This window comes from Micromonospora sp. NPDC049101 (assembly GCF_040648675.1).
In the GTDB taxonomy this organism is placed as follows: domain Bacteria; phylum Actinomycetota; class Actinomycetes; order Mycobacteriales; family Micromonosporaceae; genus Micromonospora.
This window is the reverse complement of the sequence record NZ_JBEZED010000003.1, coordinates 22,487-37,602: the sequence shown is the minus strand read 5'-3', so window position 1 is coordinate 37,602 and position 15,116 is coordinate 22,487. Positions and strand designations below refer to the sequence as shown.

Here is a 15,116-nt window from a genome sequence, read left to right as displayed (position 1 = left end):
AGGAGCCAGCAATGCAGATCAACGACATCGACCACATCGAGTTCTATGTCGGTGATGCCCAGCAATCGGCCTTCTACTGGTGCACCGCCTTCGGATTCCAACTGTGCGGCCAGGCCGGGCCGGAGACCGGCCTCGCGGACCAGCGATCGCTGCTGCTGCGGCAGGGCGACGCGCGGTTCCTGCTCACCTCGGGCCTGACGCCCGCCCACCCGGCGGCTCGCTACGTCGCCAAGCACGGCGACGGCGTGGCGAACATCGCCTTCGCGACGCCGGATGCCGGCGAAGCATTCGAGGAGGCCGTCGCCCGCGGGGCGAGAGCCGTCGAGCCGTTGTCCACGGCCGTCGACGACGAGGCACGGGTGGTGACCGCGACCGTCGGCGGCTTCGGCGACGTCCAGCACCGCCTCGTCGAGCGGCACGGCTCGGAACACGCCTTCCTTCCGGGGGTCATGGACATCCTCACGTCCGAGCCGGAGCCCCGTGAGCAGCATTTCTCCCTGGTCGACCACGCGGCGGTGTGCCTTCCCACCGGAGACCTCGGGCGGACCGTCCAGTACTACCGTGACGTGTTCGGCTTCCGCCAGATCTTCGAGGAGTTCATCGAGGTCGGCGCCCAGGCCATGGACTCCAAAGTCGTACAGAACGACGCGGGGACCGTGACGTTCACCCTGATCGAGCCGGCGCCCGGCTACCGGGCGGGCCAGATCGACCGGTTCCTGGAGCAGCACCAGGGCGCGGGCGTGCAGCATCTGGCGTTGCTGACCGGCGACATCGTGGCCGCGGTGAGCGACCTGGACGTCCGCGGCGTCCAGTTCCTGAGCACGCCGGCCAGCTACTACCACTCCATCGAGGAGCGCCTCGGCCGGACCGACGTCCCCGTCGAGCGGCTGCGGGCCACCAACGTCCTGGTCGACCGGGACCACTGGGGCGAGCTGTTCCAGATCTTCACCAAGCCCGTGCACGTCCGTGGCACCTACTTCACCGAGCTCGTCGACCGGCACGGCGCCCGCTCGTTCGGCAGCAACAACATCAAGGCGCTGTACGAGGCCGTCGCCCAGGACACCGAGGTGAGCGCGTGACCCCCGGCGACGACACGACCCGGCGCTTTCGCAGAAAGGGATCCCGATGACCTCGCAAGTTGACTCGTTCGCGCTGACCGACGAGGAGCGCGAACTGCTGCCGTCCGACTCCGACGTGCAGTTCTACCTCGAGCACGGCTGGTTCCTCTCCCCTCGGATCTTCAGCGACGCCGAGGTCGACCTCCTGGTGACGGCCAGCGAACAGTTCTACGCCGGTCACCGCGACCGGGTCCTGCCGGTACGCCCGGCGAGGCTGGCCTACTGGGAACCATCCGCCGGCGCCGTCCAGCGCCACAACGACTACATCCACTACGAGTCGGCCGCCATCGGCGAGATCCTGCGCAAGCCGCTCATCGGTGCCATCGCGGCGCGACTGGCACAGGCCGACGCGATTCGCATCTTCCAGTCCACCCTGATCTACAAGCCGGCCCGGCCCGCGGAGGAGACGAACATCGTTCCGTGGCACTTCGACAGGCACTACTGGGCGACGTCCACGTCCGAGCGCATGCTCACCGCGTTCCTCCCCTTCCACGACTGTGACGAGGAGATGGGCACCATCACCATGGTGGACGGCAGCCACCGGTGGCAGGAGATCGGTGGGAACGACGAGACGTCCCGGCACTTCGCCGACCGCGACCGGACGCAGCTCGAGGAGATGCTGCGGGAGAACGCCGAGGCGAACGGCACCGAGGTCCGCAAGGTCCCGATGATCATCCCGAAGGGGCATGTCAGCTTCCACCACTGCCGCACCTACCACGGCAGCGGGGCCAACGTCAGCGACCGTCCGCGCCGGGCTATCTCCCTGCACCTGCAGGACGGGGACAACGCGTACCGGAAGTTCAAGCTGTCGGACGGGTCCCAGGTCAGCTACAACCACGACGTGCTGGTACGTCGCCAGACGGACGGCACTCCCGACTACTCCGATCCGGAGTACTGCCCGACGATCTGGCGCGGATAGCCGTCCACGATGGCCAGGAGACTACTGACCGCCTCGTCCGTCCGGACGGGCCTCAACATCGCGTCCTGGATAGCGCCGGCGCTCGCCGGCCACGGCGCGTACGTCACCTTCTGCAAGACCTGGAAGCGGGCGAACCTGCGGGTCACCGAAAAGGAGGTGCACGCGTCGGCCATCCGGGACGTCGTGGTGGTCAGGGGGAAGCGGGTCGTCACGTACCGCTGGGGTGACGGCGGGAAGCCGGTGCTGCTGCTGCACGGGTGGCGCTCGCGGGCGTCACGGTTCGCTTCCTTCGTTCCCCGGCTGCTCGCCCACGGGTACAGCCCAGTGAGTTTCGACGCCCCCGGCCACGGCCACTCGGGCGGCGAGGCCACCACCGTGGCGGAGTACGGCCGCGTCATCGACGAGGTGCAGCGGTGCTTCGGCACCTTCGAGGCGATCGTCGCCCATTCGTACGGCGTGCCGTGCGCCCTGCTCGCCGTACGCAACGGCGTGCGGACCCGGAGACTCGTGGCCATCAGCGGTGTCGCGGACCTCGGGTTCCTGGTCGACGAGTTCCACCGGCGGCTGGGGGTGAACGAACGGGTCGTGCGCCGCCTGCACCGGCGCGTCCAGCAGGAGGTCTTCTCGGCCGGGCAGGGCGGCGGGCAGCAGTCGCCCGGCGCGCGCGCCGAGGCCGCCGTCCCGATGCTCGTGATCCACGACGGTTCCGACACCACGGTCGGCATGGATCACGCGAACCGGCTCATCGCCGACTACGCCGGCCCGGCCCGGCTGCTCGTCACCGACCGGCTGGGCCACCAGCGCATTCTCATCGCCCGTGAGGTGGTGCAGGCGGTGGTCGAGTTCGTGGACGAGGCGCCGAGCGCCGCGTCGCTGGCTCTGGCTCCCGAAGCCGACGACTGATCGTCTCCGGAAAGGACATCGTGCACTTCTCGGATCCCCTGGCCAGCACCGTCGCCGACGAACTGGCGCGGTGCGGGGTCACCGACGTGGTCGCCTCGCCCGGCCTGCACTCCGGAGTGCTCGCGCACGCCGTCCACCAGTGCCCGGGCGTGCGGCTGCACGTACGCATCGACGAACGGTCCGCGGCCTTCCTCGCGCTGGGGCTCGCCCGGGCGAGCGGCCGCCCCGCCGCCGTGGTGTGCACGTCGGGGACGGCGGCAGCCAACCTGCATCCCGCCGTGCTGGAGGCCCGGCACAGTCGCGTGCCGCTGGTCGTCATCACCACCGATCGGCTGCCCGCGCTGCGCGGCACGGGAGCCAACCAGGCGACCGACCAGGTGCGGCTGTACGGGACGGCGACGCCCCACTACACCGAACTGCACACCGAGCCACCCACCACGGCCACGGTGCGGTACTGGCGATCCGCGGTGTCCCGGGCCCTCGGCAACTGCGTCTCCGGGCCGGTGCATCTCAACATCGGCCTGCACGAGCCGTACGACGCACCGGCCCCGCTGCCGGACGAGGCGGCCCTCCTGGCGTCGGCGCGCCCACCGGGGGAACCCTGGACCCGGGTCCGGCATGCTCCGGAGCCACCGCGCACGCTGGACGTGCCCGCCCGCGGGGTGATCGTCGTCGGCGACGGCGCGAGCGATCCGCACGCCGCTGTCACCTTCGCCGAGCAGGCCGGGTGGCCGTTGCTCGCCGAGCCGCAGAGCGGTGCGCGCTACGGTGCCAACGCCATCCGGACGTACGGCGACCTGCTCAGCCATCGGAAGTTCCGGGAGGGGGCCGAACCGGAGGTGGTGATCACCATGGGGCGGCCCGGCGTCCACCTCGCGGTTCTCGACTACCTCGGTCAGGCCCGCGACCATCTCGTCGTCGATCCGTCCGCTGACTGGGCCGACCCCACCCGCGGCGCCACCGAGGTGCTGTCCCGGCTCGGTACGCCGAGGCTGCGCGACCAGGATCCGGATTGGTTGCGCCGGTGGCAGGACGCCGACAAGGCCGCCGGTGCCGCGCTCGACGTGATGCTGGACCGTACCGATCTCAGCGAGCCGCGCATCGCCCGCGACCTGGTGGCGGCGATCCCGGACGGGTCGCTGCTCTTCGCCGGCTCCAGCATGCCGATTCGCGATCTGGAACAGACCATGCGACCGCGTCAGGCCGTCCGGATCCTCGCCAACCGGGGACTCAGCGGCATCGACGGAGCGGTGTCCAGTGCGATCGGTGCCGCGCTGGCGCACCAGGCGCAGGGCGGCGGCCGGGCCTACGCGCTGCTCGGCGACCTGTCGCTGCTGCACGACCAGAACGGACTGGTCACCGGCCTCGGCTCACCGCGGCCGGACCTCACCATCGTCGTGGTCAACAACAACGGCGGCGGCATCTTCTCGCTGCTCCCGATGCGGCGGCCGATCGACGACTTCGAGGTGCTCTTCGGTACGCCGCACGGCGTCTCCTTCGAACAGGTGGCGGCCGCGTCTGGCTGGCCGTACACGCGGGCCGCCGACACGGCCGATCTGCTCGCGGTGCTCGACCAGCCCGGTCCCCGCCTGATCGAGGTGGTCACCGATCGCCGGGACAACGCCTCGCTGCACCGGCGCCTCACGGTGGCCGTCACGTCCGCCGTCGGAGCGGCCCTGTGAGCGGAGCTCCCACTCACTCCACGTCTGCCCGCTGGGGGAAATGATGTCGACTTTCCACGCTCAACCGGACCACACCGTGGCCGCGGCCCCGCCACGGGTACGACTGAGTGACGCCGCGCTGGTACAGCGCCTGCTCTCCGGGGCGTGGCTGGGCCAGGCCTGCTACACGGTCGCGAAGCTCGGCATCGCCGACCTGCTGGCGGACGGTCCGGAGACCGCGCCGAACCTGGCCGCGCGGTGCGGCGCCGATCCGGACGCGCTACTGCGCCTGCTGCGGGCACTGGCTTCCGTCGGCCTCTTCACCCAGCGGGGACGCGAAACGTTCGAGCTCACCGGCGCTGGCTCGCTGCTACGGAGCGACGTGCCCGAATCGGCCCGGGCCAGCGCCATCATGCTGGGCGAGGAGGTGTTCCGCTCCTTCGCCGAGCTGCCGCACGCGGTCCGGACCGGCACCCCGGCCTTCGACCAGGCGTACGGGCAGCCCATGTACTCCTACCTCGCCACTCATCCCGAGGTCGCGCGTACGTTCCACGCCGCCCTGGGCAGCCATCGGACGGTACCCGCCGCCCTGTCGCGGTGTGACGTCGGCGGGGCCCGCACCATGGTCGATGTCGGTGGCGGCGACGGCGCGCTGCTCGCCGCCCTCCTCACCGGCCGGCCGGAGACCCGCGGCATCCTGCTCGAGCTGCCGGAGGCGATCCGGCAGGCGAGCACCCGCTTCGCCGAGGCCGGTGTCGCGGACCGGGTGACACTTGTGGAAGGCAGCTTCTTCGACCGGGTGCCCGGCGATGGCGATCTCTACCTGCTGGCGCGCTGCCTGCACAACTGGAGCGACGACAAGGCCCTCGCCATCCTGCGGACCGTACGCGCGGCGATGCGACCCGGAGCGCGCCTGGTGGTGCTGGAGAAGGTGGTCCCGGACGGCCCCGGACCGAGCCAGGCCAAGATCTTCGATCTGCTCATGCTGGCCATGGTGGAGGGGCGCAACCGGACCGACGGCGAGTACCGGGAGCTGATCGGCCGCGGCGGCTTCGATGTGGTGGCCGTACACCCGGCGTCCCGGCACGATCCGCGGGCCGAGAGCGCGATCGAGGCCGTCGCGGTGTGAGACCCGCAGCAGTCGCCGTCCTGAACGCGCGGTGCCGGCGCGCCGACGCCGGCACGGTCGAGAGGAGACCGCATGTCCCTACGGAAGGCCGACTTGCACCGGAGTCTCGCCGACCCGGTGCTCGACACGATGACGTTCCTGAACGAGATCACCATGCGCTATCCCGAAGCGATCTCCTTCGCCCCCGGCAGGCCGTACGAGGACTTCTTCGACACCGAGGACATCTTCACCTACCTGCGTCGCTACCTGGCTCACCTGGAGCAGGACGGCTGTTCGCCCGAGCAGATCCGCACCACGATGTGCCAGTACGGCAACACCGCCGGGCAGATCCGCGACATCGTCGCCGCCGCACTGCGCACCGACGAGGGGATCGACGTCCCGGCCCGGTCGATCGTGATCACGGTGGGCGCACAGGAGGGGATGCTCCTGGTGCTGCGGGCGTTGTTCGCCGGGCCGCGGGACGTGCTGCTGGTCTCCAGCCCCTGCTACATGGGAATCACCGGGGCGGCGAGCCTGCTGGACATCCCGGTCGTCGAGGTCGAGGAGCCGGCGAGCGGCTTCTCCGCCGCGGTGGTCGCGGAGGCGATCCGCCGGGAACAGGCCGCCGGACGCCGGCCGACGGCGTTCTACCTGGTGCCCGACCACTCCAACCCCTCCGGGCGTACGGTCGGCGAGCGGGAGCGGGCCGAGCTGCTGGCCGTGGCCGAGCGACACGGGGTGCTGATTCTCGAAGACAGCCCGTACCGGATGGTCAGCCCCGGCGACCGGGTTCCCACGCTGAAGGCCATGGACCGCGCCGGGGTGGTGGTGCACCTGGGTTCCTACGCCAAGACGGTGTTCCCCGGCGCCCGGGTCGGCTACGTGATCGCCGACCAGCCGGTCGACAGCGGTGCGGGCGGCCTGCTCGCCGACCAGCTCGTCAAGCTCAAGAGCATGACGACGGTCAACACGTCGCCGTTGAGTCAGGCCGTGGTGGCCGGTGCGCTGCTGGCGGCGGACGGCCGGTTGTCCGAACGCAACGCCAAGGCGGCCGACCACTACGCCGCCGCGATGGACGCCACCCTGCGCGAGTTGGACCGGCGGCTGCCGGCTGAGCGGCGGGCCGCGCTGGGTGTCAGCTGGAACAGCCCGGCCGGCGGCTTCTTCCTGACCATGCGGGTGCCGTTCGCGGCCGACGAGGCCGCGCTGGCCCGCTCGGCCGACGAGTTCGGCGTCGTCTGGACGCCGTTGCGGTACTTCTACCTCGACGGCGGGGGTGCGGACACGCTGCGGCTCTCGATCAGCTATCTGTCCGAGGAAGAGGTCGTCGAGGGCGTACGCCGGCTGGCCGACTTCGTCGTCGCCGAGGCCGGGCGCGCACGCCGGGAGGCCGACCGATGACCCACCCGGCCGCGCCGGAGCCGCTGCGCCTGGACACCGTCGACGACTACCGGGCGCTTGCCGAGGCGATGCTCCCGGACGCGGTACGCGACTTCGTGGCGGGCGGCAGCGGGTCGGAGACCACCCTGGCGGCCAATCGGCAGGCCCTGGACCGCGTCACCGTGCTGCCCCGGGTGCTGCGCGGCGCGCAGCGGGCCGATCCGTCCACCACGCTCGCCGGGACGCCTGCCGCCGTGCCGCTGGCTGTGGCACCGATGGCCTACCAGCAGCTCTACCACCCCGACGGTGAGGTGGCGACCGCCCGGGCCGCCGCGTCAGCCGGGGTGCCCTTCATCAGCAGCACGCTGAGCAGCGTGAGCGTCGAGGAGGTGGCCGGGGCCGGCGGTGAGCACTGGTTCCAGCTCTACTGGCTCAAGGACGACCGGGAGACGTTCGGGCTGGTGGAGCGGGCCGAGGCGGCCGGCTGCCGGGTGCTGGTGGTCACCGTCGACGTACCGATCATGGGGCGCCGGCTGCGTGACGTGCGCAACCTGTTCACGCTGCCCGCTGGTGTGCGGTCGGCGAACGTCCGGTCCGGCGCGCAGAGCGTGGCCCACCGGGGCAACGGCGCCGGCTCCGCGCTGGCCACCCACACGGCCGCCGAGTTCCACCCGGGTCTGGGCTGGGAACACCTCGATCTGCTGCGGTCGCGGACCTCGCTGCCGATCGTGGTCAAGGGAATCCTCGACCCGGACGACGCCCGCCGGGCGGCCGAGGCGGGCGCCACCGGGGTGGTGATCTCCAACCACGGTGGCCGGCAACTGGACGGGGCGCCGGCCAGCGTCACCATGCTTCCGGCCGCCGTCGAGGCGGTTCCGGCGGGCTGTCAGGTCTACCTGGACAGCGGTATCCGTGGCGGAACCGACATCCTGCGGGCGCTGGCGCTCGGCGCGGACGGTGTGCTGATCGGCCGGCCGGTGATCTGGGCACTGGCGGCCGGTGGCCAGGCGGGCGTGACCGGGCTGCTGGGGCTGCTGGCGGCCGAGCTGCACGCCGCGATGCGGCTCGCGGGTTGCGCGGACGTCGCCGCGGTCCGGGAACTGAGCGCGGCCCTCAGATGATCAGACGATCGGTGTCCGCTCGACGAAACGATGGGATGACTCATGCCGGAGATCAACGCTCTGCCCGAGGTCGGACGAGCGGCACTGTCCGACGCGATCCGCAGTGCCGCCGTTCGCGCGGCAGCGGTGATCCGGGCCGCCAAGTCTCCGGACGCCATGGTTCCCGGGCTGAGCTGGACCGCCGGCGAGACCGCGGCGCACCTGGTGAACGAGTTCGTCGACTACACCGCGTACGCGCAGGGGCGGAACAACCCCGCCGCGGGCGACCACCCGTCGCGGCGCAACGCCGAGGCGAACGCGGCGCAGTTGCGTACCGATCCCGATCGTGACCTCGCCTCGCTGGCGGATCGGCTGCTGCCGGCGGTGACGGGATTCCTGGCCGTGCAGCCGCCGGCGCAACCGCTGATCGTCAGCAACGGCCTCGCGCTGGGCTGGTCGACGATGAGTTCGGCGCTGCTCGGCGAACTGGTCGTGCACGGGCTGGACATCGCGCGGGCGAGCGGACAGCCGTGGCGCATCGACCGGTCGGAGGCGTTGCTGGTGCTCGACGGCGTACTGACGATGATGCCGCGATACCTGAACCGGAAACGCGCCGCGAACGTCCGCGCGAGCATCGAGATCAGGTTGCGTGGCGGCCCGCGCTATCTGGTGGAGATCGACCACGGGACCGCGGTGAGCGGCAGGTCGGCCGCGCAGACCAGGCCGGACTGCTGGGTCTCCGCAGACCCCGTCGCGTTCCTCAAGGTCGGCTTCGGTCGCACCGGCCAGTGGGGCCAGATCGCCCGCGGCAAGCTGCTGGCCGGCGGTCGCAAGCCCTGGCTCGCCACCACCTTCGGCACTGTGGTCACCAGGCCATGAGCGCTCGCACCGGTAACCATCACCACGATTGATCAATCAACGGGAGGCATACTGTGTGTGGAATTGTCGGATGGGTGGACTTTGCCCGTGACCTGCGCCGCGAGGGCGCGGTGCTGCGGGCGATGACGGCGACGATGAGCCTGCGCGGGCCGGACGCCGAGGGCGTGTGGCTCGACGAGCATGTCGGCCTCGGGCACCGCCGGCTCGCCGTCATCGACCTGTCGACCGGGGCGCAGCCGATGACCGTCGAGCACGACGGCGCCGCCATCGCCGTGATCACCTACAGCGGTGAGGTCTACAACTATCGCGAGTTGCGCACCCAGTTGCGCGGGCTGGGCCACGAGTTCCGCACCGAGAGCGACACCGAAGTGGTCCTGCACGCCTACCTGGAGTGGGGCGAAAATTTCGCCGGGCACCTCAACGGCATGTACGCCTTCGGCCTCTGGGACCCGCGCGAGCAGGCGCTGCTGCTGGTCCGTGACCGCATGGGCATCAAGCCGCTCTATTACCGGCCGATGCCGGACGGCGTGGTCTTCGCCTCCGAGCCCAAGGGTGTGCTCGCCCACCCGCAGGTGCCGGCCGTCGTCGACACCGACGGGCTGCGCGAGTTGCTCGCCTTCACCAAGACGCCCGGACACGGCATCTACCGGGACCTGCGCGAAGTGCGCCCCGGCGAGATCGTCCGGGTGGACCGGTCCGGGCTGCGCGCCCGCCGCTACTGGTCCCTCACCCCCCGGGAGCACACCGACGATCGGGACACCACCGTACGGACCGTGCGCGAGCTGCTCGACGACATCGTTCAGCGGCAGCTCATCGCCGACGTGCCGCTGGGCGTACTGCTCTCCGGTGGCCTCGACTCGTCGGTGATCACCGCACTGGCCGCCCGCGCCCTCGCGGCGCAGGGTGCCGGGCCGGTGCGCTCGTTCGCGGTCGACTTCGCCGGGCAGACCGAGCACTTCCAGCAAACCGGGATGCATCTGACGCCCGACGCGCCGTTCGTGCACGAGGTCGCGCAGCACGTCGGCTCCGACCACACCGACATCGTGCTGGACTCGCCCGCCCTCATGGACCCTCTCTACCGCGCCGGAGTGCTCACCGCGGCCGACGTGCCCCCCGCGCTCGGCGACATGTACACCTCGCTCTACCTGCTCTTCCGCGCCGTCCGGGAGCGGTCGACAGTGGCGTTGTCCGGCGAGTCCGCGGACGAGGTCTTCGGCGGTTACGCCTGGTTCCACGATCCGGCCGTGATCCGTGCGGACACGTTCCCCTGGATGGCCGCGATCCGTGGCGCCCCGGGTGACCCCCAACCGCCGAGCCTGTTCGCGCCCGATCTGAAGCTCGACCTGCCGGGCTACCAGGACGCGGCGTACCGGCAGGCGCTGACCGAGGTCGACCACCTGCCCGGCGAGTCGCCGGAGGAGTACCGGATGCGCGAGATGTTCTACCTCAACCTCACCCGCTTCCTGCAGGTACTTCTCGACCGCAAGGACCGGATGAGCATGGCCCACGGCCTCGAGGTGCGGGTGCCGTTCTGCGACCACCGGCTCGTCGAGTACGTCTACAACGTCCCGTGGAGCCTCAAGTCCTTCGACGGGCGGGAGAAGAGCCTGCTCCGCGCCGCCACCGCCGACGTGCTGCCCGCCTCGGTGGTGGCCCGGCGCAAGAGCCCCTACCCGAGCACTCAGGACCCGGCCTACGAGCGCATGCTGGCCGACCGGACCAGGGCTGTGCTGACCGACCCCGGCGCGCCGGTGCGGGCACTGCTCGACGACAACCGCGCCCGCGCACTCGCCGGTGCCAAGCTCGAGGGCGGCGCCCTGGCGGCGGCCCGGCGCAGTGTGGAGATGCTGCTGGGGCTCAACGAGTGGTTGAGTCGCTATCCGGTACGTCTGGAGCTGAACTGACCGGCGCTCCCCCACTCTGCTAGCCCGAATGGAGATGATCATGCGGGTGGTGGTGATCCGCAGCTGGACGCGCCTGCGACCCGGTTGCCGGAGACCGGCCCTCAAACTGACCGACGGGGAAGAACTGGCTTGACCCAGACGGATATATCGGTGCTGGGGGAAAGCTCGTGGGCGAGGCCCTGCGGCGTGATCGCGACACACCATGAGCTCAACCAGGGTCCAACAGTTCAGCGGCAGTCGCGCGGATCGCGCCGTGAGTACGGCCGGAGTCGCGGTGCCGAGGCTCCAGCGAGGTGCTGGAGCCTCGGCGTCCTTCGCCTTGCTCGACGTAGCGGGGGACGCTACAGCGGCCGTGTTCGGCCGCTGGGGCGATCTCGGTCGATCAGGCCTGCAGGCGTACTCGGCGGCGTCGTGCGACAAGCACCAGCGCGATGCCGACCGCGACGGCGACCGCAGCAGCGCCGACGAACAGCATGGTGTTGTCGCCGGTGACCGGCAGGCCCGGGCCGGTGCTCGACGACGCCGACGGTGACGGCGTCATCGAAGTCGGCGTCGTCGTCGAAGTCGGCGTCGAGGTCGGCGTCATCGTCGAGGTCGGCGTCGCCGTCGAAGTGGGCGTCGGCGTCGGCGTCGGCGTCGAAGTCGGCGTCGGCGTCGCGCTCGGCGAGCTCACGGCGACCTTCTTCGCCGCCACGAAGACGCGCGGCTCGTCGCTGTCGTCGGCCCTGACCTGCGCCAGAGTGTGGTCGTCCGCGCCGTTCTCGCCGGCCAGGATCTTCCAGCCCGCCGGGGCGGTGAAGGTCAGCAGGACGTCGCCGGCGGGGAGGCGGGCGAAACGGAACAGGCCCTTGGCGTCCGTGCTGGCCTCGGCGTACGTCGTCTTGCCGTCGGCACTGGTGGCGACGACCTTGACACCCGGGACGCCAGGCGTCCGGGGCGTCCACTCGGCGTCATAGGACTCACCCTGGAAGACGTAGCCGCCGAGATCGTCGAAGACGCCCGCCACCAGCAGCCGCACGCTGGTGATGTTGTCGGCGTCGTTGGCCTCGCCGTTGTCGGCGGCAAGCGAGAAGGCAACGAACCCGTAGCCGGACTGCCACGCCACGTGGTTGGTCTTGCCGGTGATCTGAACGGTCTTGGTGGCGCCGGCGGCGAGGTCGAAGCCGGTCGACAGCTCACCGTAGGCGACACCGTCGACGCCCTCGCTGTCGCCGCCGGTGTAGTGCACGTGCCTGGCGTCGACAGAGCTCTTGTTCTTCACCGTGACCGTGATGGTGAAGGTCTCGCCCTCGGCGTAGTTGGCCTTGTCGGCGGCGGAGGTCACCGCGATATCCGGCTTGGGCTCGGCGGCCAGGGCGGCCGCTGCCGGAAGAACGGCCACGAGCACGCCCACGAGGGCGGCGGCGGCAAGTTTGCGCATGGAGGTCTCCGTAATGGGGGCGGGAATCAGCGCGATGCTAACGGCTGGGCGAGTCGCTCCGCTGTCCCAGGACCGCCGGAACACCTTTGGCGAGACAGGCCCCGGGCTCGTCGGGGCCGCTATGGTGCACGGTGGCACAAACGTTGCGAGGTGCCCCGCGCCAGTGGGGAGAATCGGGAAGCCGGTGTGAGTCCGGCACGGGCCCGCCGCGGTGACCGGGGAGCTGCCACCCACGCGTACCAGACGCAGCCACTGACCCTGCGGGGTTGGGAAGGCGGGTGACCAGCGTAGATCCGGGAGTCCGAAGACCGGCCTCGCGTCATCGACCCCGTCAGGGGCACGAGCGCAGCGGGAGCCTGCCATGAACACCGGACTCTACGAGACCATCCACCGCCGCCGGGACGTACGTGCCCAGTTCACCGGGGCGCCGATCCCGGACGAGACGTTGAACCGGATCCTCACGGCGGCGCACGCCGCACCGAGCGTCGGCCTCTCCCAGCCCTGGGACTTCATCCTGGTCCGCGATCCCGAGCTGCGGCAGGAGTTCCACCAGCACGTACAGCGGGAACGGGACACCTTCGCGGCCACTCTCGACGGTGCGGCGAAGGAACGCTTCACCCGGATCAAGATCGATGGCGTACGCGAGGCGACGTTGTCGGTCGTGGTCACATACGACCCGCAGCGGGGTGGACCGGCGGTGCTCGGCCGTCACGCGATCGCCGACGCCGGCCTCTACTCGGTCTGTCTGGCAATCCAGAACCTGTGGCTGGCCGCGACCGCAGAGCAACTCGGGGTTGGTTGGGTCTCGTTCTACCGGGAGCCGTTCCTGCGCGACCTGCTCGGCATCCCGGCCACCGTGCGCCCGGTGGCGTGGCTCTGCCTCGGCCCGGTCACCCATCTGGAGCAGACGCCGGACCTGGAGCGGCACGGCTGGCGCCAGCGAACCCCGGTGTCGTCGGTGATCCACCACAATCGTTGGACGATGGAGTGACCGAGTTCTGCCGACGCCGATCCAGGGCCCCCGCTGGCCGAACAGCCGTTCGTGCCCAGGAAGCCTCCGGAGCGAGCAACGGTCGACGGCCTGGTCGGTGAGCCCGTCCGCGGGGCGGCGGGTCAGGAAATGCCAGCACTGCTACGGCCAGGGCCAGCACGGCGACGGCGGCGCGCTTCAACTGTGGGTCTGACGGAAGAACCGGCCGCCGCAGTGCCGGCGGATCCGAATGCCTCACTTTGCACTGACGGAGATGAAATCAGGGTCGACTGCCGTCTTATCCGGACCTTCGCCGCCATCGATCCCTACGGCACCCCTTACCCACTGCGATCAGCACGATCGCCGCGAAAATGCCGCAATGACGACGAAGTACATAGCAGCGGGTAATCAGATCAATACAACGAGGCTAGACATCTATAGATCATCATGAGAGGCTGTTGCAATGCGGGGGGAGTTCGGGAGATCGCCGAATTGGTAACCATTTGTGACGAAGCCGCTCCCACCCGTCTCCACCTCACTTAATCAAGAGACGGTCGCAGGAGGAACCGGTCCAGCAACAACTCTTCGTGTCTTTATCGCGCCGCCATGCCGGCTTGCGGTCTAATTGCCGGCACGGACGGTACACCCTGCGCTGACTCACTCTCGTGAGCCCTGGGGCGAGAGTTTCGCATGTCCACAATCCTCGGCATTCTCCGTCGGACTGACGGTACCGAGGTGCACCTGAATGGCGCGACAACGGAAAGCGACTCACGGAAGGTGACCACCCTTGCTGGATCTGGAAGAGATAACTGCGCGGTTCCAGTCGATCGCCGACTACGCGCGCTCGGGAAAGGTGAACCATCGCTGGTTGAGTTCGCTGCCGGAGCAGTTGGCGACCCTGGCCCGCGAGTGGGACCTCGAAATCGGCGCCGAGCTCGGTTCCGAAATCGGCGCCGACTTCTCCTCGGGCGTCTCCTCGGTGGTGCTGGCCTGCACCGGCCCCTTGGGCGACGCGGTGTTGAAGCTCGCGCCGGACTCGTACGCCCTCGCCGAGGAGGTGGCGATGCTGCGGCAGTTCGCCCCGAGCGGACGGGTTCCGGCAGTCCTCGCCGCTGCCAAGGGAGCGGTGCTGTTGGAGGCCATCAAACCGGGCATTCCGGTGGAACAGCTTCCGGAGGCACCGTCCCCCACCGACTACGCGTTGTTCCTCAACGAGCTGCACTCGGCCGGCGATCCGGAGAGCGCGCCCCGGAAGGCCGCCGACTGGCTTGAGCTGATGTACGGCTGGACCGAGCGGGGCGGCCTGGACGTGACGGAATCGCGCCGGATCACGGCGGAGCTCTTTTCCGCACCAGCGGAACGGGTGCTGTTGCACGGCGATCTGCACCTCGGCAATGTTCTCGCGTCCGACACCAGGGGTCTGGTGGCTCGTAGTCCGATTGCCTGTGTCGGCGAACGCTGCTTTGACGCCGCCGATTATGTGCTTGAGGGTTGGGATCGGTCCGCAATGGTGTTTCGGCGTGACGAGTTGGCGCGGGCTGCCGATCTCGATCCCGACCGGCTGGACGCCTGGTGTCGGGCGCTCGCTCCACTCGGGGCGTCGCGCTCCAATACCCCGGAACGCATCGCGGAACTGCTTGCATTCGGGCGAGGTGAGTATTGATGGCCAGGTCCGGATCCAGCGTGTCGGGCTTTCTCACGCGGTTGATCCCTGCTGACTCCCTGCGCCGGAGGCTACTGGCGATCCGACTCGC

The 15,116-nt window shown here is 70.1% G+C and carries 12 protein-coding genes and 1 riboswitch; of the genes, 11 read left to right on the top strand and 1 reads right to left on the bottom strand.

All coding sequences use genetic code 11. The features are described from left to right. Positions 1-11 precede the first annotated feature (11 nt). From hppD to asnB, 9 genes are all read left to right on the top strand, one after another. Positions 12-1,079 carry a 4-hydroxyphenylpyruvate dioxygenase gene (hppD, locus tag AB0B57_RS04320; RefSeq protein WP_357065024.1) on the top strand — a complete coding sequence of 356 codons (1,068 nt, stop codon included), beginning with the start codon at positions 12-14 and terminating at the stop codon, positions 1,077-1,079. A 46-nt stretch (positions 1,080-1,125) separates the two neighbouring features. Next, positions 1,126-2,037 carry a phytanoyl-CoA dioxygenase family protein gene (locus tag AB0B57_RS04315; protein WP_357065022.1) on the top strand — a complete coding sequence of 304 codons (912 nt, stop codon included), beginning with the start codon at positions 1,126-1,128 and terminating at the stop codon, positions 2,035-2,037. A 9-nt stretch (positions 2,038-2,046) separates the two neighbouring features. Next, positions 2,047-2,940: an alpha/beta hydrolase gene (locus AB0B57_RS04310; protein ID WP_357065021.1), complete on the top strand. Its 894-nt coding sequence runs from the start codon at positions 2,047-2,049 to the stop codon at positions 2,938-2,940. A 20-nt stretch (positions 2,941-2,960) separates the two neighbouring features. Further along, positions 2,961-4,622, top strand: coding sequence for a 2-succinyl-5-enolpyruvyl-6-hydroxy-3-cyclohexene-1-carboxylic-acid synthase (gene menD / locus AB0B57_RS04305; RefSeq protein ID WP_357065019.1), 1,662 nt, complete (start codon positions 2,961-2,963; stop codon positions 4,620-4,622). Between the two features lie 43 nt (positions 4,623-4,665). After that, positions 4,666-5,730 (top strand): methyltransferase, encoded by a 1,065-nt coding sequence (locus AB0B57_RS04300; RefSeq protein ID WP_357065017.1) that lies wholly within the window; start codon positions 4,666-4,668, stop codon positions 5,728-5,730. Between the two features lie 72 nt (positions 5,731-5,802). After that, positions 5,803-7,110 carry a PLP-dependent aminotransferase family protein gene (locus AB0B57_RS04295; protein WP_357065015.1) on the top strand — a complete coding sequence of 436 codons (1,308 nt, stop codon included), beginning with the start codon at positions 5,803-5,805 and terminating at the stop codon, positions 7,108-7,110. Continuing rightward, a complete protein-coding gene (locus tag AB0B57_RS04290) occupies positions 7,107-8,210 on the top strand; it encodes an alpha-hydroxy acid oxidase (RefSeq protein ID WP_357065014.1) in 1,104 nt (367 codons plus the stop codon). Before AB0B57_RS04295 ends, AB0B57_RS04290 begins: the two co-directional genes overlap by 4 nt. Before the next feature lie 42 nt (positions 8,211-8,252). Beyond that, positions 8,253-9,068: a maleylpyruvate isomerase N-terminal domain-containing protein gene (locus AB0B57_RS04285; RefSeq protein WP_357065012.1), complete on the top strand. Its 816-nt coding sequence runs from the start codon at positions 8,253-8,255 to the stop codon at positions 9,066-9,068. 53 nt (positions 9,069-9,121) lie between these two features. After that, positions 9,122-10,972: an asparagine synthase (glutamine-hydrolyzing) gene (gene asnB / locus AB0B57_RS04280; protein ID WP_357065011.1), complete on the top strand. Its 1,851-nt coding sequence runs from the start codon at positions 9,122-9,124 to the stop codon at positions 10,970-10,972. 382 nt (positions 10,973-11,354) lie between these two features. On the opposite strand, the gene AB0B57_RS04275 is transcribed toward asnB, so the two are convergent. Then, positions 11,355-12,392: an SdrD B-like domain-containing protein gene (locus AB0B57_RS04275; protein ID WP_357065009.1), complete on the bottom strand. Its 1,038-nt coding sequence runs from the start codon at positions 12,390-12,392 to the stop codon at positions 11,355-11,357. Between the two features lie 131 nt (positions 12,393-12,523). Beyond that, positions 12,524-12,724: riboswitch (cobalamin riboswitch) on the top strand. 29 nt (positions 12,725-12,753) lie between these two features. Here AB0B57_RS04275 and bluB point away from each other — a divergent pair. Together bluB and AB0B57_RS04265 are read left to right on the top strand one after the other, a co-directional pair. Next, positions 12,754-13,383 carry a 5,6-dimethylbenzimidazole synthase gene (gene bluB, locus AB0B57_RS04270; protein WP_357065007.1) on the top strand — a complete coding sequence of 210 codons (630 nt, stop codon included), beginning with the start codon at positions 12,754-12,756 and terminating at the stop codon, positions 13,381-13,383. A gap of 766 nt (positions 13,384-14,149) precedes the next feature. After that, positions 14,150-15,025, top strand: a complete 876-nt coding sequence (locus tag AB0B57_RS04265; RefSeq protein ID WP_357065005.1) for an aminoglycoside phosphotransferase family protein — start codon at positions 14,150-14,152, stop codon at positions 15,023-15,025. Positions 15,026-15,116: the final 91 nt, after the last annotated feature.

What these genes read in the sequence shown, in the direction of transcription:
- AB0B57_RS04300 (WP_357065017.1), top strand. Translation starts at nt 4,666, where the DNA reads ATGTCGACTTTCCACGCTCAACCGGACCACACCGTGGCCGCGGCCCCG.
- bluB (WP_357065007.1), top strand. Translation starts at nt 12,754, where the DNA reads ATGAACACCGGACTCTACGAGACCATCCACCGCCGCCGGGACGTACGT.
- AB0B57_RS04275 (WP_357065009.1), bottom strand. Translation starts at nt 12,392, where the DNA reads ATGCGCAAACTTGCCGCCGCCGCCCTCGTGGGCGTGCTCGTGGCCGTT.
- AB0B57_RS04290 (WP_357065014.1), top strand. Translation starts at nt 7,107, where the DNA reads ATGACCCACCCGGCCGCGCCGGAGCCGCTGCGCCTGGACACCGTCGAC.
- hppD (WP_357065024.1), top strand. Translation starts at nt 12, where the DNA reads ATGCAGATCAACGACATCGACCACATCGAGTTCTATGTCGGTGATGCC.
- AB0B57_RS04310 (WP_357065021.1), top strand. Translation starts at nt 2,047, where the DNA reads ATGGCCAGGAGACTACTGACCGCCTCGTCCGTCCGGACGGGCCTCAAC.
- AB0B57_RS04315 (WP_357065022.1), top strand. Translation starts at nt 1,126, where the DNA reads ATGACCTCGCAAGTTGACTCGTTCGCGCTGACCGACGAGGAGCGCGAA.
- AB0B57_RS04295 (WP_357065015.1), top strand. Translation starts at nt 5,803, where the DNA reads ATGTCCCTACGGAAGGCCGACTTGCACCGGAGTCTCGCCGACCCGGTG.
- AB0B57_RS04285 (WP_357065012.1), top strand. Translation starts at nt 8,253, where the DNA reads ATGCCGGAGATCAACGCTCTGCCCGAGGTCGGACGAGCGGCACTGTCC.